This is a genomic window from Spiroplasma sp. hyd1 (assembly GCF_016082235.1).
Taxonomy (GTDB): Bacteria; Bacillota_I; Bacilli_A; order Mycoplasmatales; family Mycoplasmataceae; genus Spiroplasma; species Spiroplasma poulsonii.
This window is the reverse complement of sequence record NZ_JXYY01000007.1, coordinates 1-22,804: the sequence shown is the minus strand read 5'-3', so window position 1 is coordinate 22,804 and position 22,804 is coordinate 1. Positions and strand designations below refer to the sequence as shown.

20 protein-coding genes and 10 tRNA genes are annotated in these 22,804 nt (G+C 28.6%); 28 read left to right on the top strand and 2 right to left on the bottom strand.

What is annotated here, in order from left to right:
• Window positions 1–71: 71 nt before the first annotated feature.
• From TS70_RS01760 to TS70_RS01660, 20 genes are all read left to right on the top strand, one after another.
• Window positions 72–236: a hypothetical protein gene (locus TS70_RS01760; protein ID WP_157944248.1), complete on the top strand. Its 165-nt coding sequence runs from the start codon at window positions 72–74 to the stop codon at window positions 234–236.
• Window positions 229–588, top strand: coding sequence for a Panacea domain-containing protein (locus TS70_RS01755; protein ID WP_157944247.1), 360 nt, complete (start codon window positions 229–231; stop codon window positions 586–588). Before TS70_RS01760 ends, TS70_RS01755 begins: the two co-directional genes overlap by 8 nt.
• A gap of 999 nt (window positions 589–1,587) precedes the next feature.
• Complete coding sequence (locus TS70_RS01745) at window positions 1,588–1,950, top strand: Asp23/Gls24 family envelope stress response protein (protein WP_232332303.1); 363 nt, start codon at window positions 1,588–1,590, stop codon at window positions 1,948–1,950.
• Window positions 1,951–2,060: 110 nt separating this feature from the next.
• Complete coding sequence (locus TS70_RS01740; RefSeq protein ID WP_198049241.1) at window positions 2,061–3,680, top strand: DAK2 domain-containing protein; 1,620 nt, start codon at window positions 2,061–2,063, stop codon at window positions 3,678–3,680.
• A 94-nt stretch (window positions 3,681–3,774) separates the two neighbouring features.
• A tRNA-Cys gene (locus TS70_RS01735) sits at window positions 3,775–3,850 on the top strand.
• A gap of 38 nt (window positions 3,851–3,888) precedes the next feature.
• Window positions 3,889–3,965: transfer RNA gene (locus tag TS70_RS01730), tRNA-Arg, on the top strand.
• Window positions 3,966–3,988: 23 nt separating this feature from the next.
• Window positions 3,989–4,065: transfer RNA gene (locus TS70_RS01725), tRNA-Pro, on the top strand.
• Between the two features lie 15 nt (window positions 4,066–4,080).
• Window positions 4,081–4,156, top strand: a tRNA-Ala gene (locus TS70_RS01720).
• A gap of 34 nt (window positions 4,157–4,190) precedes the next feature.
• Window positions 4,191–4,267: transfer RNA gene (locus TS70_RS01715), tRNA-Met, on the top strand.
• 1 nt (window position 4,268) lies between these two features.
• A tRNA-Ile gene (locus TS70_RS01710) sits at window positions 4,269–4,345 on the top strand.
• Between the two features lie 31 nt (window positions 4,346–4,376).
• Window positions 4,377–4,469 (top strand) — tRNA-Ser (locus TS70_RS01705).
• A 56-nt stretch (window positions 4,470–4,525) separates the two neighbouring features.
• Window positions 4,526–4,601: transfer RNA gene (locus tag TS70_RS01700), tRNA-Met, on the top strand.
• Between the two features lie 2 nt (window positions 4,602–4,603).
• Window positions 4,604–4,679, top strand: a tRNA-Asp gene (locus tag TS70_RS01695).
• A gap of 5 nt (window positions 4,680–4,684) precedes the next feature.
• Window positions 4,685–4,760 (top strand) — tRNA-Phe (locus tag TS70_RS01690).
• A 95-nt stretch (window positions 4,761–4,855) separates the two neighbouring features.
• Window positions 4,856–5,548: a hypothetical protein gene (locus TS70_RS01685; protein ID WP_198049232.1), complete on the top strand. Its 693-nt coding sequence runs from the start codon at window positions 4,856–4,858 to the stop codon at window positions 5,546–5,548.
• A 25-nt stretch (window positions 5,549–5,573) separates the two neighbouring features.
• A complete protein-coding gene (nagA, locus tag TS70_RS01680; protein WP_198049231.1) occupies window positions 5,574–6,734 on the top strand; it encodes an N-acetylglucosamine-6-phosphate deacetylase in 1,161 nt (386 codons plus the stop codon).
• 96 nt (window positions 6,735–6,830) lie between these two features.
• A protein-coding gene (locus TS70_RS01675; RefSeq protein ID WP_105628856.1) for an IS5 family transposase occupies window positions 6,831–7,666 on the top strand; the annotation gives its coding sequence in 2 pieces (ribosomal slippage) (window positions 6,831–7,227 and window positions 7,227–7,666; 837 coding nt in all).
• A 196-nt stretch (window positions 7,667–7,862) separates the two neighbouring features.
• Window positions 7,863–8,609, top strand: coding sequence for a glucosamine-6-phosphate deaminase (nagB, locus tag TS70_RS01670; RefSeq protein ID WP_198049230.1), 747 nt, complete (start codon window positions 7,863–7,865; stop codon window positions 8,607–8,609).
• A gap of 176 nt (window positions 8,610–8,785) precedes the next feature.
• Window positions 8,786–9,097, top strand: coding sequence for a lipoprotein (locus TS70_RS01665; RefSeq protein WP_040093971.1), 312 nt, complete (start codon window positions 8,786–8,788; stop codon window positions 9,095–9,097).
• Window positions 9,098–9,236: 139 nt separating this feature from the next.
• Window positions 9,237–10,430, top strand: a complete 1,194-nt coding sequence (locus tag TS70_RS01660) for a hypothetical protein (RefSeq protein ID WP_198049229.1) — start codon at window positions 9,237–9,239, stop codon at window positions 10,428–10,430.
• A gap of 45 nt (window positions 10,431–10,475) precedes the next feature.
• Here TS70_RS01660 and rpsD read toward each other — a convergent pair whose 3' ends face one another.
• Window positions 10,476–11,090 (bottom strand): 30S ribosomal protein S4, encoded by a 615-nt coding sequence (gene rpsD / locus TS70_RS01655; RefSeq protein ID WP_040093914.1) that lies wholly within the window; start codon window positions 11,088–11,090, stop codon window positions 10,476–10,478.
• Window positions 11,091–11,379: 289 nt separating this feature from the next.
• Here rpsD and TS70_RS01650 point away from each other — a divergent pair, with 289 nt between their 5' ends.
• The 7 genes from TS70_RS01650 to TS70_RS01620 all read left to right on the top strand — a co-directional run bounded on the left by TS70_RS01650 (window position 11,380) and on the right by TS70_RS01620 (window position 20,739).
• The gene (locus TS70_RS01650; RefSeq protein WP_198049228.1) at window positions 11,380–13,110 is read left to right on the top strand and encodes a septation ring formation regulator EzrA; all 1,731 of its coding nucleotides are present in this window, start codon (window positions 11,380–11,382) and stop codon (window positions 13,108–13,110) included.
• A gap of 15 nt (window positions 13,111–13,125) precedes the next feature.
• A complete protein-coding gene (gene thiI / locus TS70_RS01645; RefSeq protein ID WP_198049227.1) occupies window positions 13,126–14,322 on the top strand; it encodes a tRNA uracil 4-sulfurtransferase ThiI in 1,197 nt (398 codons plus the stop codon).
• Window positions 14,309–14,656, top strand: a complete 348-nt coding sequence (locus tag TS70_RS01640) for a hypothetical protein (protein WP_127093134.1) — start codon at window positions 14,309–14,311, stop codon at window positions 14,654–14,656. The genes thiI and TS70_RS01640 overlap by 14 nt, the downstream gene beginning before the upstream one ends.
• Window positions 14,657–14,723: 67 nt before the next feature.
• Window positions 14,724–17,768 carry a DNA polymerase III subunit alpha gene (locus TS70_RS01635; RefSeq protein ID WP_198049226.1) on the top strand — a complete coding sequence of 1,015 codons (3,045 nt, stop codon included), beginning with the start codon at window positions 14,724–14,726 and terminating at the stop codon, window positions 17,766–17,768.
• Window positions 17,769–18,422, top strand: coding sequence for a copper homeostasis protein CutC (locus TS70_RS01630; RefSeq protein WP_198049225.1), 654 nt, complete (start codon window positions 17,769–17,771; stop codon window positions 18,420–18,422).
• A gap of 129 nt (window positions 18,423–18,551) precedes the next feature.
• Entirely contained in the window at window positions 18,552–19,520 is a 969-nt protein-coding gene (gene pta / locus TS70_RS01625) for a phosphate acetyltransferase (protein ID WP_198049224.1), read from the top strand.
• Between the two features lie 31 nt (window positions 19,521–19,551).
• Entirely contained in the window at window positions 19,552–20,739 is a 1,188-nt protein-coding gene (locus TS70_RS01620) for an acetate kinase (protein ID WP_040093904.1), read from the top strand.
• Window positions 20,740–20,793: 54 nt separating this feature from the next.
• On the opposite strand, the gene TS70_RS01615 is transcribed toward TS70_RS01620, so the two are convergent.
• Entirely contained in the window at window positions 20,794–21,879 is a 1,086-nt protein-coding gene (locus TS70_RS01615) for a phosphatase PAP2 family protein (RefSeq protein ID WP_232332302.1), read from the bottom strand.
• 307 nt (window positions 21,880–22,186) lie between these two features.
• Here TS70_RS01615 and TS70_RS01610 point away from each other — a divergent pair.
• The coding region (locus TS70_RS01610; protein WP_198049223.1) for an oligosaccharide repeat unit polymerase at window positions 22,187–22,804 on the top strand (618 nt) is incomplete at its 3' end.

Below are 22,804 nucleotides of genomic sequence, written 5' to 3'. Positions count from 1 at the left end.
TGTTGCTAAAAAGTGTTTAGAAAGGATTAAGGTTGGAATATATAAAATCTATTTCATAAGGAGGGATAATTATGAAAAGTAAAGGAATTAAAATTAAAGATTTTCTATATTTATTATTAGCAGAAAATTATAAAATTCAAAGAAATTTACAAATTGAAAATAAAGATGTTTTTGGAATGACAAATTTACAAATTCAAAAATTAACATATGTTTATTCAAGGTTTATTTATGGCTAAATTTCAGGAAAAAATAATAGATGAAAAATTTAAAGCATGAAAATATGGCTCCGTTTTAGAAGAAATGTATTATTTCTTAAAAGAATACGGAAAGTCATATGTTGGAAAAGATAATTTTAAGGATTTTACAACAGAAAAAATTGCTGAAATTGAAAAAAGTTTTACTAAAGAGCAATTAAAATTTATTGAAAAAGTTTTTATATATTTTAATAAATATAGTGCGCTTGAATTAGTAACAATCTCGCATGTTGAAGGTCCGTGAAAAGAAACTAATTATGGTGAAGAAATTAGTGATGATGCAATATTAAGTTATTTTCACGAAAAACTAAAACAAATTGAACAGTTAATTTAATAAATAACGAAGCCAGGATGTTATGGTCAATAAAATAGATGAATTAGATAAAAAGGTTTTTTTCAATTTTACATATATTAATAAATCAAAAAAGTAAATGATGATTTTCTAAATGAAATTAAAAAAATTTGTAATTATTCTATACGAAGTTTAAAACAAGGTTCAAGACAAACTTGTTATTATTCAACTATTCAAACTAATAATTGTGGGTTGCCGAAAACCCTACCATTGGAATTAATAGAGTATGTTAAAATTCATTTTAATAAAACAATTTCACAAAATATTAAAAAATATGATTATTTTAGGGTGGGGGGAAAACAACGAATATATGGTATCTTAGTTAAAAATGTTTTTTTTGCTATAATTTTTGATTTTAATAAGACTTATCAGAAGTAAAAGAAGTAGTTAAATTTGTTATTTTACGACAATTATCTCTTTTTAAGATGATTTTTAGTCTAAATATCATCGATCTATGAATCTTTTATTTTTGGATTATTGTGGCTGATAAGGTGCTAATTAGCCTTATTTTGTAGTAAAATTATACTATGTGGGAGAAAATCTTATAATTGAGATGACAGTAAAAAAATCAAGTGACCAAGGCAAGGTAGCAATCATTATTCGTTTACACAAACTTTATCATTTGAAAATACAATTGGTGGCAAACGCGATCAAAAAGCGTTAAACCATAGTATTGCTCATTCAATAGCTTCTTTAAGAGTACAAAATGGTTTTTCTTGAGAGGATGTTAATGAATGTATCAAAATTAAAGATCTTTCAGCAAAACAAAGCATTGATACAAAAGACTTTGTGTTAAAAAACAAAGAATTAATATTAGCAGAGGAAAAAACATTAGACGGCCTTGTTAGTGCTAGTCATATGTTGACTAATTTAGATGATTTTTTTAAATAATAGTAGAGAAAGAAAACGAAAATTAATAATTTTAATTAAGAAAATATAATAAATTTATTGCTTTATTGTATTTTCTCGCTATAATTATTAATGTTAAGTTTAGTGGTGATTTTTATGATTGAAAAAGTTAATGTAACTGAAATAGCAGCTTTAGTTCATGCCGCAGTGACGACCGTTCCTGGTGTTGCTGGTTTTGCTAAGGCTAATGAAGCAGAAAGTAGCGAAGAAAATGTTACAATGCTACTTAAAGATTACTCACAATCAATTAAATTGAGACAAGATGGTCGTAATTTTTATATTGATATTTTTCTAATCTTACTTGAAGGAGTAAATATTAAAGATATTGCTCGAGAAATACAAATTAGAATTAAGTATGAATTAGAAAGATTGGATGTTTACTCAAAAGATATTCTGATTTACGTTAATGTAAATATTCAAGATTTATTAATTTAACAAATTTATTAACAACGAGATATTAGCACAATGCAAGATTTACAATTATATCACTTAAGAGAATTAAAAAAGGAAAAAGTAATTAAATGAAAAATGTAAAGGTGATAGAAATGGAATTTAATGCAAAATCTTTTAAAGATTCACTAATCAGCGGGTATAACAATTTATATAACTTTTATCCAGAAATTGATAAATTAAATGTTTTTCCAGTTCCCGATGGTGATACAGGAACAAATATGAATTTAACAATGACAAATGCCGTTAAGGAGATTAATGACCTTGATTCAGAGTCAATTAGTAAAATTGCTGATGTTTTTGCCCGAGGATTAATTATGGGAGCACGGGGGAATTCTGGTGTTATTTTGTCACAGATTTTCCGTGGTTTTGCTAACGGTCTAAAAGAGTTTGATGAATTAAATTTTGTTTCAGTTAAAGCAGGAATCTCAGAAGCAAAAGAAGTAGCTTATAAAGCTGTGATGAAACCTGTTGAAGGGACAATTTTAACTGTTATTCGTGAAACAGCTGAACATGTTTTAACATTGGATCAAGAAATTCCGCTTCCTGATTTATTTCAGAAAATTGTTGATTTTTCAACAGAATCTCTAAATAATACCCCAGAGTTATTACCAGTTTTAAAAGAAGTTGGTGTTGTTGATTCGGGTGGTTTTGGCTTAGTAAAAATTTTTGAAGGAATTACAATATATTGAAAAACTGGGAAAATTGTGCCACAACGGAAAAAACAAATTGAAAATACTGGTGATAATGTTGTAATGGATTTACAAAACGAAGAATTTGGTTATTGTACTGAAGCAATTGTTATCTTAGATAGCAAACATATTAATAAAATTAATGTTACCCAAGTTCGCCAAACCTTAGAAGATCAAGGTGGCCATTCAATTGTGGCTGTTGTTGATAATGACATTTTAAAAGTGCATGTTCATACCTTGATGCCTGGAAATACTTTAATATTTTTACAACAACATGGTGAATTTAAAAATATTAAAATTGAAAATATGAATTTACAAGCAGCAAAACATGTTAAAACAATTAGCGTTGAACGGGAATTAAAAAATCCAGCGGCAATTATTGCAGTAACACCAGCAAATGGTATTGCTCAATTTTTTAAAAGTGATTTAAATATTCAATATACTGTTAATGGTGGTTCTTCAATGAATCCTTCAACAGATGATTATTTAAGTGCTATTGAAGCGGTTGATGCAGTTGATGTTTTTATTTTACCTAACAACAGTAATGCAATTTTAGCAGCACAACAAGCAGCAAAAGTTGAACGAAAATCAAATGTTTATGTTGTACCGACAACTTCGATTCAAGAAGGAATGGTTGCCGCATTATCATTTGAACCAGGTGAAATTGCGAAAAAGAATTTTTCAACTTTAAAATCAAGTTTAAAAACCGTAACAAGTTTAGGAATTACTGCTTCGGCAAAGACAACATCAATTGATGGGGTTAAAATTAATAAAGGGGAATATATGGGTATTATGAATAAAAAAATTATTTGTTCATATCCAACCTTATCAAAAACAATGAAATATTTATTTGACCGCGCGATTAGTAAATCAACAGAAATTGTTACAATTTTCACGGGTGAAGATGCTGAAAGGCGAGATATTAATGCCATCCGGAAATATCTTGACGAAAGTTTTGATGTTGAATATGAATTTATTGATGGTGATCAACCATTATATTCATTTTTAATTGCTGTTGAATAAAAAATTTTTATTAAGAAAATGATTTTAAGTTTTTTGTCTATTTTAGTTGAAATGCATTGTGAATATGATAATATAGTAGGGGTTTAGATTTTATGGCACTATAGCCAAGGTGGCTAAGGCATGGGACTGCAACTCCCCGATCGTCGGTTCGAGTCCGACTAGTGCCTCCATTTAAATCGGATTAACATTTAAATACTTTTACTTCTATGCGCCCATAGATCAATTGGATAGATCGTTTGACTACGGATCAAAAGGTTGAGGGTTCGAATCCTTCTGGGCGCGCCATCTATTTAAATGTTATTTTTTTTCGGAAAGTAGCTTAGCTTGGTAGAGCACTCGGTTTGGGACCGAGGGGTCGCAGGTTCAAATCCTGTCTTTCCGACCATTTTTTTATTTAATTGGGCCCGTAGCTCAGCTGGGAGAGCACCTGCCTTGCATGCAGGGGGTCGACGGTTCGATCCCGTTCGGGTCCACCATTAATTTACCAAAAAGCAATTAAAATTTTTATATGGCGGGATAGCTCAGCTGGTTAGAGCGCTCGGCTCATATCCGGGAGGTCAAGAGTTCAAGTCTCTTTCTCGCTACCATGGACCCTTAGCTCAGTTGGTTAGAGCATCCGGCTCATAACCGGATGGTCACTGGTTCAAGTCCAGTAGGGTCCACCATTGTTATATTTAATTGCTTTTAGAGCATCGTGGAAGATTACCCAAGCCTGGTTGAAGGGATCGGTCTTGAAAACCGACAGGCGGTGAAAGCCGCGCGGGGGTTCGAATCCCTCATCTTCCGCCATTTTTTTTGCAAGAAAAAACTTGCAATTAAAACTTAAAATATGATAGTATTAAAATTGTGGGGTGGAGCAGTGGTTAGCTTGTTGGGCTCATAACCCAAAGGTCGCGGGTTCAAGTCCCGCCCCCGCAACCAATGGTCTTGTAGTGAAGTGGTTATCATGCCTCTCTGTCACAGAGGAGATCGCGGGTTCAAATCCCGTCAAGACCGCCAATCGTGGTTCAGTAGCTCAGTCGGTAGAGCATTTGATTGAAGCTCAAAGTGTCGGCGGTTCAATTCCGTCCTGAACCACCATTGAATTTAGTTAAAAATAACCCTAGACTCTAAATTAATCATTGATTAGTTTAGAGTTTTTTTATTTTGTTATATAATTAACAAAGGTGATGGAAATGTTTTCAAGAATGACAAAAGATGTAACTTTTTATTTAAAACGTGAAAAATGAAAATTTGCTTTAAATGAAGATAATTTTAAGTATAAACCACGGTTTGTGTTAGACCGTTATCAGAAAAAAATGGGTGAGCAAAACTTTCGCAGTTTTAAGTATTGGATTTTTAAACGCTGGATTTTAAAAAACTTTGCTTATACGCAAGATTTTATTCATCGTTTTTATAAGTATCAGCGGAAATTAGATTTAGTTTTAAATGGTCGTGAACAAGAATTTATTTATAATGTTGAAGAGGTTAATTTTACCTTGTGACGACCGTTAAAAGTCTTGCCAGTGGCGTTTGATTTAGAACCAAAGGAAAAATGTCATTTTAAAAACAATGCCGTTAATATTCATTTTTTTACTGCTCAAAATGAGACTGATTTTTTTTGCAAAGGAGTATTGTTAATTACGAACAAGCGATTCATTATTGATGGTTTTGATAAAGATAATAATGAAAGGGTTGTGCAGTTTAATTTAAACAATATTAATAATGTTGAATATATTGATATTGGTGTTAAAATTACTGTTGGTAAACAAACTTATTTACTGCGAGAAAATAATCATATGTTAATTTTAGCGCTCTTGTATCGGTGCTTAGGACGAAAAAAAGTAACATTTGATTTGAAAAAATTACCATTAAATTTTACTTTTTAAAGAATAGAAAGAAGAGACAAAGAAGATGATTTTAAAAAATGCAAAAATAGTTTGTGAAGACCAAGTAATTACAAATGGTTGATTAGAAATTAAAGATAATAAGATTATTAGTGTTAATGCTGGGCAGACGACTGAACCAGGTTATGATTTACAACAAGCAATTATTATGCCAGGATTTATTGATGGTCATGTTCATGGCGGTTATGGGGAAGATACCGAAAAAGGAACAATTGGTAGTTTTCAAAAATTTGCCCAAGAAGTAGCCCAAGAAGGAATCACAAAGTATTGTCAAACAATTATTACTGGTAGTGATGAAACAATAACATCAATTTTAACTGTTTATCAAGATTATATGGCAAATTATAATAAAGGTCCACAAGCTCGCCAGATTGGTGCTCATTTAGAAGGACCATTTATTTCAAAAACTTTTAAAGGAGCCCATGATCAAACGCTTTTACAAGCACCAAACATTGAACTTTTAAAAAAATGAATCGCAGTTTCAAATGATAATATTCGGATTGTAACATATGCACCTGAAGAAGAAGAGGGTAGTTTCACCAAGTTTTTATTAGAACATAATATTTTACCATCAATTGGTCATTCAAATGCGACGTTTGATTTAGTGGCGGAGCGGGTAAAAATGGGGGTTAAACATGTTACACATTTATATAATGCAATGAGTAAGTATGATCATCGCCAACCAGGAGTTGTTCCAGCGGTTTTAAATTTCAATGAAGTTGTTGGAGAGTTAATTAGTGATGGAATTCATGTTAATGAAAATATTATTAATTTAACTTACAAGATTAAAGGAGCAACGGGCATTGCGTTAGTGACTGATGCGATGCTTGCGAAAGGGCTTCCTTATGGGGAATATCAATTTGGACCTTTGCCAGTTGTTAAAACGGGGCAAAAAGTTGTTATTAAAGGAACGGAGACAATTGCTGGGTCAGTGGCAACATATGATTATTGTGTTCGTAATTTTCATCATTTTACTAATTGCTCATTACAAGAATTAGCATTGGTTGCTAGTACTAATATTGCCAAGCAATTAGGAATTTTTGAAAAGACCGGTTCAATTGCTGTTGGCAAATTAGCGGATTTAGTGGTGTTGGATGCAGAATTAAAGGTTTTAATGACATTATGTGAAGGTGAAGTTGCTTATTCACAATTGAAATTCAAGCAATAAAAGAAGCTTTTAGGTTATAGGATATAATAGACTTCTTGCGATACCCTTTTTTATTAAAATATTATTATAAAATATAATTTATGAGGACATAAAAATATGAACAATAATAAATTTAATACTCTTAATGATAGAGAATGGTTAAGATTAACAGGAATAAAAAAATCCACTTTTAATAAAATGTTAGATATTTTAAAAGTTGCTGAAATAGAAAAATTTAAAAAAGGTGGTAAAACTAATAAATTATCATTAGAAAATAGATTATTGATGACTTTATTATATTGACGAGAATATCAGACTTATTTTCATCTTGGTAAAAGTTTTGATATTAGTGAGGCTAATTGTTATCGTAATATTAAGTGAATTGAAGATATTTTAATTAAAAACTCTGATTTTCAACAACTTGCTGGTAAAAAAGCACTAATAAATGATTATTTTAATGATAAAACTATTATTATTGATGCTACCGAAACTCCAATCCAACGCCCAAAAAAAGACAAAAACAATCTTATTCTGGTAAAAAGAAAAAACACACGATCAAAACACAAGTAATTATCGAACAAGAAACCAAAAAAATTATTGCAACAAGTTTTTCGCTCGGAAAAAAACATGATTATGCTTTATTTAAAGAATCAAAAATCCCAATTTTAAAAAATACCAAATTAATAGTTGATAGTGGTTATCAAGGAATACAAAAAAATCACAATAATGTTCTAATACCTACAAAGAAAACAAAGAAAAACCCTTTAAACAAAGAACAAAAGCAATATAATAGACTAGTTTCAAAAATGAGAATTATTATTGAAAATATTTTTGCTATTCTTAAAAAATTTAAAATTATTACAGAAAAATATCGTAATCGAAGAAAAAGATTTGGTTTAAGATTTAATTTAATTGCCTCAATTTATAATTTACAATTATTATATTTAACATAAAATATTTATTTAAAATTAAATAATTTAAATAATAAATTAATTTTTCGTTGTGGAAAAATATTAAATTTTTAAATAAAAAACATAATTAATTAAAATTATATTTTTCTATTAGTATCTTTTTTACAAATATTTGCAATTTTTTAACAAGTAATGCAAGAAGTCTAATAAGACAATAGTAAGAAATGAGGTTAAAAAAATGAAATTAATTGTTGTTGAAGATGAAAATGCAATTGGAAAGGTTGTTGGGCAAATTTTTGTCAATACAGTGCAACAAAATCCAAAGATTGTCTTTGGATTAGCAACTGGTTCTTCACCAGAACCAATTTACCAGTATCTTATTGAAGATTATCAAAAAAATAAGACAGATTGAAGTAAAGTGACAACTTTTAACTTAGATGAATATGTTGGTTTAGAACCAACTCATCTGCAAAGTTATCGTTATTTTATGAATGAAAAGTTATTTGATCATCTTAATATTGATAAAAACCATACGTATGTTCCATTGGAAACAGGTGATTATGTTGCTGGGGCAAAGGAATATGATGCTTTAATTGCTAAAGCGGGGGGAATTGATTTACAACTATTAGGGGTTGGAACAAATGGTCATGTTGGGTTTAATGAGCCACTAGCTGATTTTAATTCCTTAACAGGTGTTGTTGATTTGGTAGAAACAACAATTCAAGCAAATGCCCGTTTTTTTGCTTCAGCAAATGAAGTACCAAAACAAGCAGTATCAATGGGAATTAAATCAATTTTAAATGCTAAAAAAATTATTTTAATTGCCAATGGTTCAAACAAAGCACAAGCAATTAAACAATTAGTTGAAGGAGAAATCAATAATTTATGACCATGCACCGCTTTACAAATGCATCAGGATGTTACTGTTGTCGTTGATAAAACGGCGGCTGGTTTATTACAATCTCACGGAATTAACATTAATTAATGGATTAGAAAAAAGTTTTCACGACTATTGAAATTAAAGTTGTTAAAACTTTTTTTGTGATATAGTAATTTTGCTATTTACTAACAAAAAAAGTAATAATAATTTATTAATTTAATAATAATATTAAAATTTTCAATAAAAATTGTATTTTTTGCTTAAAACAAGGGAGTGGAAAGATGAAAAAGCTTTTAACGCTTTTAAGTGGTTTAACATTTATTAGTACAACGAGTCTAGGGGCGATTGCTTGTAAACAAAATAAAATTACATCAATAAATCCAACAATAGAAGTTGACAATGAAAAAGAAAAGAAAGAACTTGAAAAGCAAGAAAAGAATTTTAATGAAAAAATTAATTCTTATTCTGAGACAAATCCAATGATTTTAGATAATGAAAATTATAATGATATTAAGGCAGATGATGTAATTAAAAAATTATATGATGATCACTTTGCAGATATTAAAGATGAATTAGCAAATAACGCCCGCTAACTTTAAAGAAATTACGGCTGATGAAGCGGGGCGATGAAAAGCACATGGTCATTTACAATTAACCGCAAAATTTAAAGGGCATGATTTAAAAAACAATAAAATAGCTGAACAAAAAAATACAATTTTTTCAGTTTACTTTATGACTAATGTTTTAAATCTTAAAGAAGTTGAAACAATAAAGAAAAATATAACTAATTTAGATGGTGATAATGAAAGGTTAAATGTTTCATTACTTGTAGAAGCATCTGTTTTTAGTAACATATTAAAACTATTAACATCAGTTAATAGTTTAGGCCCTTTGCCAACAGTAATTCCGACCAGTTTTAATGAGAGTGACCCTCATTGAAAACAATGAAATGAATTTGTTAATAGTTTACAATTAAGTTCTGAATTTAGTAAATTATTAAGAGAAGACTATAAAGAAAGTACTTTTTCGGGTGAAACAAAAATAATAACGGGTCTGACAATAACATATCAAGGTAAATATCTTGATATTTTAAATGCGTTATTACCAAATGTTATTAACTTTAATAATTTTCTGCAGCAAGAAAAAGATATTAATAATTCGGATAATAAATTACTTTTATTAGGGAAATATTTATTTGCTAAACCAAAAAATATTAATAATGATGGTTTTTTAAGCGTTAATAGTAAAATCAAAAATAAAGCAATTAAAAAAGATGACGAATTTTTAAAGTTTAATACTAATCTTGAATCACTTTTTCATAATATTTTAGAAGGTTGACAAAATAAGAATGGTGAATGGTCATCTGCTGATGAACCATTATTATTAGAAACCTTAGGTTCATCAAAAGATGTTGCTAGTGGTAAAGTTAAATATAATAAACCATGAGAACAAAGTGAGAATGAATCTAAAATTAGTTATGCAATGACAGAATTACTTGAAATTAAAAGAGTTAAAGATTCGTTTAGTAATTTATTTACAAAGAGTTTAAATGAAAACTGGGGCATAACTATCACAATTCCGAAGGCAATTCTTGGTAACGAGGATTATCATTATAATTTTATAATATTATCTAGTGATACAATTAAGAATTTGTTAACTGAGGCTGTTTTTAAAAAACTTGATTTAATCACTAATGAAAGTATTTCAATCACAGCAACCTTTACTAAAAAAATGATATTTGAATATTTGGATAAAACAACTAAACAATGAAAAAAAATTACTAATTTTAATGATTTAGAACAAGCAATAAATATACGTTGTAAAGTAACAGATATAGAATTTGAAATAAAATCAAAATTTAACCCAGCGATTGTTGATACAATTAAGAAACAGGAAGCATTAATATTTAATATCGATATTGCTTAATTTAATTATTTAAGAATAAAAAAACATCTCTTCTGAGATGTTTTTTTATACTAAACGGTTGTATCATTCAACGATTAAAGCATCATTAATATTACTATTTAGTTCTTCACGAACAGGGAAACGAACATATGTTCCAGTCATCTTAGCTTTATCAAATTTTACAAATTCTAACGTGCTAACTTGACTTTGTAAACTTTCTAAGATTTTAACATTTTTTTGTGAACTTTCTTTAACGCTAATAACATCACCTGGTTTACAACTATATGATGGAATATCAACTTTTTTTCCATTTACTAAAATATGTGCATGGTTTACTAATTGACGAGCTCCAGCTCTTGTTTGTGCTAATCCCATCCGGTGAACAATGTTATCTAAACGTGATTCTAACATAATTAAGAAGTTAGTTCCGGTAATTCCTTTCATTTTTTTTGATTTACTGTAAGTATTACGGAATTGACGTTCTGTTAAACCATACATGTAACGAACTTTTTGTTTTTCATGTAATTGTAATCCGTAGTTTGACAATTTTGTTCGGCGTTGCCCATGTTGACCTGGGGCTGTTGTTCTTTTTTTCCCTTTTGAAAATTCTTTGTCATTTTCTAAGATACTAAATCCGTATCGTCTTGCTTTTTTAAATGTACTTCCACGATAACGTGCCATTAAAAAAACCTCCTATATATCATTGTGACATACAAAAAGATTCATTGAATTACTCTAATAATGGAAGTTTTTTGCTTCGCCCTAACAGCTAGGGTTACTTTTAATGGTTAAATCATAAGTGTTTAAAAACTAAGAATATTACTATGCAATTCTGCTGCTTCTCTGTGTTGTCTAGGAGTTATTGTATAATAAAATACAGGATAATTCAATATTTTTTTAATTTTTAATGTAATATTTTTGGCAAGTGCTATAATTCAATTGATATGTAGTTTGATGGGGGCAAGATAAAATGGGTAATGTTATTAATAATATTATTAGTAATCCACTTAAATTAACATTATTTATTTTATTTTTTGTTTGCTTGTTATTATTAAGTATTACACTTTTATTTTGGGGCAGAAAACGGCATTTAAAAACAGTTGAAATTAAAATTTTACAAAAGTTTGATATTTTAAAACGATTACCATTAAAACATAAAGTTTTTCGAATTTCAGAAATTGCTCGTCATAATAATCGTTATGCTAAAGATCTCATGGTTTGACGAACAAAATATGAAATTATTTATGAAAAAAAGTTAATAAGTTGTTTAGAAGTATTTCGCAAACTATATCAAATTAATAAGACAACGCCAAAAAAGATGCCCAAGTTATCTGCTCAAAAAATTATTCCATTATTAAAAGAATTAACATTACTGGAAGAAGAAGCTCGTCGTTTATTAGATGAAATTAATAGTCAATTACAGATTGAATTATTACAACGCGATTATATTTTAGCGCATAAAAAAATGTTTAATTCATTATTAGAAGATGCCGTTAAACTGCAAATGAATGTTTCGTTAGATACGAAAAAAATTAATGATTTTGAACGAAATATTGAAGGAATGTTTGATGAGTTTGAAGATTATTTAACAGCTGGTAATTTTGCAAAGACAGAACAAATTTTATCAAACATTACTACTTCATTAATAATCTTTGTTGAAATTTTAGATAATATTCCACAAATTAAAACATTTTTAACAAAAGTAGTTCCAAACAAATTATCTTTGTTAAAAGATAAATATGTTTTATTTAATAAGGATGAAAATAGTCGTGATGTCTTAAAATATAGTTTTGATGAATTAACAAAAAATATTGATGAAACAAAAATTTTAATTTCAAAGTATATAGATAATTTACAATATAAAAAAGCAACGAAAAAAACAATTGAAATTATTAATCATATTAGTGATTTTGATCAAACAATTGAGCATCAAAAAGCAATCATTGCATGTTTTAAAAAATATTATAAAGTTGTGATGGAATATATTAATAAAATTGAACGTAGTTTTAATGTCATTTCACGACAAATTGAAGCCTTACGTAGTTCATCAACCTTAACCGAATATGAAGAAGGTGTTTATCGTGAAGCAATGGGTAAAACAAAAGAATTAACGCATGATACAAATCGTTTAGTATTAGAAATAAATCGTAATGGCCGTGATTATATTGGTTTTAATAAAGAACTAGTTCGTTTATTAGAAAATGCGGTTGTTGCTCAAGAAGCCTTAGAAAATGTTGTGAAGATTATTGAAAAGCGTAATTTTGCGGAAACTGAAATTCGAAAAACAATTCATTTATTGGAAGTTGTTTTATTACAAGCTGAAGTCCGATTAAATCAATTACAATATCGAAAATTATTAACAAAATATGAAAAATCAATTAATGATTATCGAACAGCCCTTGAAAAGGTTAAACAACTCTCGTTTGATGTTAATAATCGTTATGAAGTTGATGAGGTAACAGGAAAACTAAATCGCCTAAAAATAGAAGTGTTAAAATTATTTGAAAAAATTAAAAATAATATTTTATTAGATTTATTAGCGCAAGAAACATTAGTTTATGCCCAAAAATATATTTTAACAAATGATGATGTTGATGATCAGTTACGAAATGCCCAAATTGCATATCGTGATGGGGATTATGATGGATCATTGTTTTTAACATTAAAAATTATTAATGAAGAACGAGGAAAAAAGAAATAAAAAATGGAGTATAAAATGAATTTTGATGTAATATTAGTTCGTTATGGAGAGTTGACAACAAAAGGGAAAAATCGGAATGATTTTACTAGGGTGTTAGTCAATAATATTAAAAATAAGTTACAAGGATATGAAAAACAATATCGCTTAAAGAAAGAATTTGATCGGTTATTTATTGAATTATTAGATCCAACCGTTAGTGAAGCAGTTATTAATATTGTTAAAAATGTTTTTGGTTCATCATCACTTTCATTGGCAAAACGTGTTGATCGGGATTTAACAACAATTGCTAATTGTGCAATTACATTAGTTCAATATTATCAACCAGATACTTTTAAGTTAAAAGTTCGTCGGAGCGATAAAACATTTCCATTAACTTCAACGGAAATTAAGCAACAATTAGCACCAAAAATTTTGCAACAAACAGATGTTAAAGTTGATGTTCATCATCCAACTTTGCAAATTGATGTTGAAATTCGTCGTGAATTTACCTATGTTTTCATTAACAAAATTAAAACCATTGGTGGTTTACCAGTTGGAATCTCTGGGCGAGGATTAGTAATGTTATCGGGGGGAATTGATTCCCCGGTTGCTGCTTTTTTAACAATGAAACGGGGAATGAATGTTGAATATTTACATTTTGCAACACCACCCCACACAAGTGAAGAATCCTTAGAAAAAGTTAAAACTTTAGTGCAAAAATTACATTATTATACTGGTCAAAATCAACAAAAATTGCATGTTGTTAATTTTTCAATGTTGCAACATGAACTAATGCATATTCCTGATGCAAGTTATCGAATTACGATTATGCGCCGGATGTTTTATCGAATTGCAAACATTTTAGCTACAAAATGAAATTGTCAGGCAATTATTACTGGTGAATCATTGGGGCAAGTTGCATCACAAACAATTGAAAGTATCAATGTTATTAATAACGTTTCAACATTACCAGTGTTACGTCCAGTATTATGTTTTGATAAAAATGAAATCATTGCAATTGCAAAAGAAATTGATACTTATCAAACATCAATTTTACCGTTTGAAGATTGTTGCAGTCTTTTTGTTCCAAAAAATCCAGTGACAAAACCACGCATAAAACAAACGGAATTCCAAGAACAAAATTTAATGTGACAAGAAATAATTGATGTTATAATTAATAAGAATATAAAGACATATGTAATTGACAGGGATGAGATCTATGAAGAAAGCTAATCTTTTTCAAAAAAAGAAAGAAACATCAAAAACACTAGTTAATGAACGAGCATTACGATCAACAGAACGTTCACGAACTAATTTGTTAGAAGAAACAATTTTAATTGATGAAGAATTTTTAATCATTCGTGATTTTAAAGATGATGATATTAAAGTTGTAAATATGAACAAAGAGAAAAATAATTTTTATAATGAAAATGCTATTGATTTAGAAAAAGTATTATTACAAGAAATGACACCAAAGAAAAACCCCCGTTTATGGCGTTTTTTAGTTTTTGGAATTTTAGCAATTTTAATTGTTGTAATGATTATTATTATTGTCATTAAACTATAAAATTAGGCCACAATTGTGGTTTTTATTTTCTTTTTCGTTAAAATGAAAGTAGAAAGAGGTAACAAGTATGATGATTCCCCACTTAAATGTTCGAACAAGTTACAGTTTATTATCATCTTTAATTACATTTGATAAATATTTTAATTATGCAACAATGAATGGATTTTCAACTTTAGCAATTTGTGATAGTAATATGTTTGGTGTTTATGAGTTTCATCAGCTTGCTAAAAAAAACAATATTAAACCAATTATTGGGTTAAATGTTACGATGTTGTTTGATGATGAATCATATAATCTAAATTTATTTGCTCGTAACCAAAAAGGATATTTTAATTTAGTTGAAATTTCATCATTAATAATGATTAATGCTGAACATAAAACAACATTAACTTTTGACGACCTTAGTAAGTTTTTAACAACTGATTTAAAAATTATTATTAATTATACTGTTGATAATTATCAACCAAAAGTATTTCAAACGTTAAAAAATAATTTAGTTAAGATAAATGATTTATTTTTAGGCGTGAATAATGGGAATGCCGTGCTATTAGATCGCTTTCTTAGTTTAGGAGCAGCAAAACAGATTATTTGGAATAACAAAGTGCAATATTTTACCAGTGATGATTTTACCGCTTATAAAGTTGTTGATACGATTAAAACACAAACTTTATTTAAGGAAAGTAAATTAAATGATTTATATGGTTGAGTTGCACCACCGAGTCGTTATGAAGAATACTTTGAAAACATTAAGCAGTTTATTACTGATATTGAAATTTTTCCATTAAACAAAGGGACTATTTTTGATAATTTGTTACAATATCCACTTCCAAATGGTGAAACAGCACAACAATTTTTAGCAGAAATTTGTCAAACAACGTTAAAAGCAAAAAAGTTAAATGGTTTTCATGGCAAATATGAAGCACGGTTAAGTTATGAATTAGATGTTATTGATAAAATGGGTTTTAATGATTATTTTTTAATTGTTTGAGATTATGTTCGTTATGCTAAACAACAAAATGTTTTTGTTGGTCCGGGGCGTGGAAGTGCTGCTGGAAGTTTAGTCAGTTATTTGTTAGACATTACAACAATTGATCCGATTGCTTATAATCTTCTTTTTGAACGTTTTTTAAATCCGGAACGAAAAAGTTTGCCTGATATTGATATTGACTTTCAAGATGATAAACGGGAAATGATTGTTGAATATTTGTTTGAAAAGTATGGGAGAGACCATGTCGCACATATTGTTACTTTTCAAACGATTGGGATGAAAATGGCAATTCGTGATATTTGTCGAATTTTTGACATTGCAATTGAAGAGGCTGATAAAATGAGTAAGGCAGTTCCCTTGGAATATAATTATCATTATGAGCAAGCAATTGGTTCTAATCCTGTTTTTGAAATTTATCAAAAAAAATATCCCCAAGTATTTTTACATTTACAAAAAATTATTGGTTTGCCACGTCAAACAGGAACCCACGCCGCGGGAGTTGTGTTAACACAGCAACGGTTACAAGAAATTATTCCAGTTAAAGAAGGTTATAATGGCATTTATCAAACGCAATATTCAATGAATTATTTAGAAGAACTTGGAATTTTGAAAATGGATTTATTAGGATTACGAAATTTAACAATTTTACATGATGTTGTTGATAATATTTATCAAGAAGCAAAAGTAAAATTAGATGTTAATAAATTGCCATTAAATGATCAAAAAACTTATCATTTGTTAGCTCAAGGTGATACAAAAGGGATTTTTCAGTTAGAATCACCTGGAATGACGAAAGTGTTAGTTGATATGGTTCCTGATCAGTTAGAAGACATTGTAGCAACTTCGTCATTATATCGACCAGGACCACAAGATAATATTCCATTGTTTATTCAACGAAAAAAAAATTTAACAAAAGTTACCTATATTGATGATCGCTTAACTGAAATTTTAGCACCAACATATGGCATTATTGTTTATCAAGAACAAGTTATGTTAATTGCCCAAAAAGTTGCTAATTTCTCATTAGCCAAAGCTGATGTTTTACGCCGGGCAATGGGGAAAAAGGATGCTAGTATTATGGCCCAAATGAAAACTGAATTTATTAAAGAAGCAATTAAAAATCATTATGTTGAAAAAACTGCTCAAGAAATTTGAGAATTAATTTATAAATTTGCCGCCTATGGTTTTAACCGGAGCCATGCTGTTGCTTATTCGCTATTAGGTTATCAAATGGCATATTTAAAAGCAAATTACCCTTCACAGTTTTTAGCTAGTTTATTAACGAATGTGATTGGTGATGAACATAAAACAAATGATTATATTGCCTTAGCAAAAAAGAATCATTTAACAATTGTTCCACCCAATATTAATGCTCCGTATCGCCAATATCATACGGTTGACAATCAAATTTGTGTTCCTTTATTAATCATTAAACAAATTGGTTTTGCTTTCTTTAAAAAAATTGCTAGTGAATATCAAAGTAATGGTCCTTTTGGTGATTTATATGACTTATTTATTCGTTTATATAAAAAAGGGTTAAATCGAAAAACTTATGAAGCATTATGTTTTTCAGGAGCATTAGATTTATTTAAAATGAATCGTGTTACTTTATTTAATAATTATCAACGAATTATTACCTATATTGAATTAATTAAAACCCAAGAAGAAAATGAAAACTTAGTTGTTGATTTTTCTCTAGCTGAAAAACCAGAGTTAGTAATGGAACCAGATGATGAGGTTATTTGTTTGGAAAAAGAATATGAGTTTTTAGGGTTTTACTTATCAAACCATCCGCTAAAGTATATTCGTGAAAAAGAAGGTTATCAAGATAAAACAACCCTAATTAGTAATTTACGATTAAGTTTGGGGTCAACAAATGTTTTAGTATTAGTAAAACGAAGTAAAGTAATTACTGATAAAAATAATAATAAGATGGCTTTTTTAGATTGCTACGATGAAACTGGAGAAATTAGTATTACTGCTTTTGCTGGGATTTATAAAGATTATGCTAATTTGTTAAAGGTAAATAATGTTTTGTTATTAAATATTAAATTAGGAACATATAATAATAAGATTAATGGAATTATTAATCGCATTAAATTTATTAATGGGGAGCAAGAATAAATGTTTATTGAAATTATTGCAACAAATTATCATGATTGTCAAATTATTGCGCAAGCAGGAAATATTAGCCGGATTGAATTGTGTGCTGATTTAAACCGTGGTGGTTTAACCCCACCATATGATGTTATTAAAGAAAGCGCTGCCGGAATTAAAATACCAATTCGTGTTATTGTCCGTCATCGTGATACAGATTTTTATTGTCCTGATGATGAATATCAACAAATTAAAAAGGATATTGCCTATATTAAGACAACTAAAGCGGAAGGGATTGTTGTTGGTATTTTAACACCCGATTATCAAATTGATCTTGTTCGAATGCAAGAATTAGTTACCTTAGCATATCCATTAGCAGTTACTTTTCATCGCGCATTTGATTTAATTCCTGATAAAATAGCAACAGTTCAACAACTAGCACAGTTAGAGGTTAAGACAATTTTAACCCAAGGAGGAGCGGCACCAATTATGGAAAATTTGGCAATGTTACAAGCATTACGTAATTATGGTGTGCAAATTCAAGGTGGCAGTGGGATTAATTTAACTAATTATGAAACAATTAGTCAATATTGTGATGCTGTTCATTTGGGCAGTGCGGTGCACGAAGATGGAACATGGGAAACAAAGATTAGTTTATCAAAATTACAACAATTACAATAAGGGTTAAAAATTTAATTAAAGTACCAAAAATTATTTTATAATTACCAATTAATCGCACACTTTTTCTAAAATTATTAAAAAAAGTAATATAATTATTTGGTAAAGATTTAATGAGAAAGAGGGTTAAAGATGAATGTATTAGAAAATACACTTAAAAAAATTAATGAATTTTCAAAGAAAATTAAAATTATTTTTCCGGAAGGAAATTCAGAACGAATTCAAGAAGTTACAAAACAATTAATTGGAACAAATATTACTCCAGTTCTTGTTTTTAAAACTCATGCTGAAGTTCCAACGACAATTGCTGATTGTCAAGCAGAAGTTTTAATTGCTGAAGAACAAAATATGGCAGAATTAGCTGAATATTTAGTGGACCTACGAAAAGGAAAAGTTTCAATTGCAGAAGCAACACGATTAGTTGGTGAATGTAATTATTTGGCTGTCTTATGAGTTAAAAAAGGTTTAGCTAATGGAATGGTTGGGGGAATTACTTATGATACAAAAGATATTATTGGTCCAGCGTTACGAATTATTAAAGCTAAACCAGGGGTTAAATTAGTTTCATCATTCTTTTTAATGGTTCGTAATGATGAACGTTATATTTTTACTGACTGTGCATTAAACATTGACCCAACAGCGGAAGAACTAGCGGATATTGCTTATTTAGGATATGAAGCAAGTCAAGTCTTTGAATTTAAAAAACCACAAATGGCCTTATTATCATTTTCAACAAAAGGATCAGGACGAGGAACTTCTGTTGATAAAGTTCGTGAAGCATATGAAATTTTAAAAGCAAAAGAATTGAAAGATTGTCGAATTGATGGGGAATTTCAATTTGATGCGGCATGAGATGATACAATTCGGAACAAAAAAGCACCAACATCATCTTTAACAGCCCCAGCCGATATTTTTGTTTTTCCAAATTTAGATGCTGGAAATATTGGATATAAAATTGCTCAACGTTTAGGGGGATTTGAAGCGGTTGGTCCAATTGTAATTGGCTTAGATCGTCCTGTTAATGACTTATCGCGGGGAGCAACAATTAATGATATTTATAACACCGTTCTTGTTACGGCATACTTATGTGTCTATAAATAATAAAAAATAATTAAGTGAAGGAGAAAATAATATGATTTTAGTAATAAATGCGGGAAGTAGTTCAATGAAATTTCAACTGTATAAAGTAACTAATAATAATTACGAAGTGATTTGTAAAGGTTTAGCGGAGCGAATCAATATTGATGGAATTTTTACCATTAAATTTAATGGGCAAGAGTTTCAAACAAATGAAGATTTATCAGACCACAGTGCAACAGCAAAGGTTTTAATTGCTAAGTTAAAAGAGCACAAGATTATTCAAGATTTTTCTGATATTCAAGGAATTGGGCACCGTATTGTTCATGGTGGTGAAAAGTTTACGCAATCAACGGTTATTACCGATGAAGTTTTTGCCGAAATTAAACGAATGGTAACATTAGCACCATTACATAATCCACCTGCAATTGCGGCAATTGAAGCGTTCCGTAGGATTGTTTCAGTTCCAAATGTAGCTGTTTTTGATACATCATTTCATACCACAATTCCAGAAGAAAATTATTTATATTCAGTACCATACGAATGATATACTGAGCATCAAGTTCGTCGGTATGGTTTTCATGGCATTTCATACCGTTACATTACAAAACGCTTACGAGAAGTTTTACAAAAACCTGCGGCAAATCTTAATGCCATTATTTGTCATTTAGGAAATGGGGCGTCTGTTTGTGCGGTTAAAAATGGAAAAAGTTTTAACACGTCAATGGGGTTAACGCCCTTAGAAGGATTAATTATGGGGACTCGTAGTGGTGATATTGACCCTTCAATTCATCAGTTTATTGCTAGCCAAACTGGTGCATCATTAGATGATATTACTAATACATTAAATAAAAAATCTGGTTTATTAGGAATTTCGGGGGTATCTTCAGATTTACGTGATGTCTTTAAAAGCAGTAAAGATAATAGCCGTAGTCAACTAGCTTTAACAATGAGTGCAAAACGAATCGCAAAGTATATTGTTGATTATGCCAATGATTTAGGAACTAAACTTGATGCTGTTGTTTTTACGGCTGGAATTGGTGAAAACTCAAGTGAAATGCGTCAATTAGTAATTAATGAAGTTAAACTTTTGAACTTAGAATTATCAACGCAAGCAAATCAAAGTTCATATGAAAATGAAATTTTAATTTCAACTCCACACGCAAGTTACCCAGTGTATGCAATGCGTACAAATGAAGAAGTAATGATTTGTGAAGACACGTATCATTTAATTAATAAATAAAAAATTAAATTAAAAGGGTTTAAAATTCTATTCAGGATTTTAAACCCTTTTTTATTATAAAGCAAGATGTTTAGCAAAGATTTTATTAACACTAAAATGAATAATGATAATCATTAATGTTGAAAAAATAAAAGTGAAAGCAGTATCTGAAATTCAATGAAATCTTTCAACAATAAGGGCAAAATTCATCGATAATATATGACATAATCATAATATGAAGCATAGTTTTATTTTTCAATTAATTTTATTATTGTTTTTATTTTTTAAAAATAAAAGAATTAATGCACCACTACAAAATGTTGCGTTAATATTACCACTAGGAAAAGCATATTCTCATGGTGTTTTAAATGTTGGCATATTGGGATTGTTAAATAAGGCAAATGCTGGTTTTCATCATGGGTATTGTCATTCTGTGGGAATATTATTAACATAGCCATTCCCAAGATTATAACCGTAACGAAAAGATGATTGTAAATAGTGATCTAAAAAGGTGGTATGTTCTTGTATTAAATCACCAAAAATAGCATTATAACAGTAAATTCGATGAGTTGCTCCTTTCATAATAACAATAATAAAATAAGACACAATTAAAAAACTTGCGGTTTTTACGGCTTTTAATCAATGTTGTTCCGTTAATAGGCGTTGTTTTTTAACTAAACAATAACGAATATAGTATAAACCAAGACTCAAGAGAATTGTTTGATAAAAGAAAACTAAAATTGCACTTGTTAATTTATAATGGTAATCATCAAATAAAATAAAATCAATTCTAGGTCCAAATCCGTCATCTTTCCTAGGAATTAATGCTAAATTAACGGTATTTCCAATTACTCAGGCACTTAAACCTAAAAAATAATAAGCAGCTGTAATTCAATAGTGTTTTTTAAATTTTTTGTTTTTTTGATTAATTTTTATTAAAAACCATGTTTCAATTAAAATTGCAAGATAAATTATTACAACTACAATTAATTCTGTATTTCCTAATTGATCATAAAAATAAACTCAGTATTTTACAAATTCATTTGTTAAGCCTTTTGCAAATTCGACAGCAATTTGATAATCAATTGGATACCATCCTGTTGCAATTAAAAGACCAATACTAACAATAACATAATTAATAATGGAATGGCAAAAAATCAAAAAACACCACTTTTCTTCATAAAAAAATTTATTTGTTTTTGGTGCATATCTTGGCTCCATTCTTTCATAATTATAAAAGGATTAATAAAAAATGATAATTGTTATCTTTTCCATTATATGTTAAAAAACCATCATAAAAAATATTTTTTTCGTTTATTTTAAAATTTTTCACGGTATAATTACTCTGAACATTATTAATAGATAAAATAATTGTTAATTGGTTTTAACTGTTAGTTCACAAAGGGTTTTTAATTGAATTTAAAGTTAGATATAATATTAAGTGGGCAATGTCATATAGGTGATTAAAATGAAGACAAATTTCAAAAAGTATTTTCAAACATTTTTTAATATATATTCCATATTATTTATTCTATATTTTGGAATTTCATTTTTTTTAACGCGTTTTATTCGCCATTATACTAATTGAGCTTTTATTACTGTGACTTTAAATTTAATCTATATTATTTTAATAACGGGTTCTTTTTTATTTTTCTTAGCAATTTTAATTCAAGTTTTACAAAATTTTAAGCATTATAAACGGATTATTTTGCAATGAGATAACATTTTAAAAATCAATATTATTGTAATATTATTGTGAATAACTAATATTTTATTATTATCATATAAGGTTTATGTTAATACTTCTGCCACAGTTTTGGTTAATCGGTTTACGCAATTTTACTATCAGTTTTACCAATCAATTTTAATTTCATTTTATTTCTTTTATGCTTTATTTGTTATTACTTTTTTTGTTACTTTAATTACCTTTCAAATTTACTTAATTTATTGATATAAGATTAATGATTTAATTTATTTTAATCCATTGATTAATTTAACATTATTCTTTATTATTTTAAGATCATATACTTTTGTTAAGTATCGAATTAATGATTTAATTATTTTTTTATTAAAAAAATTAATTTTA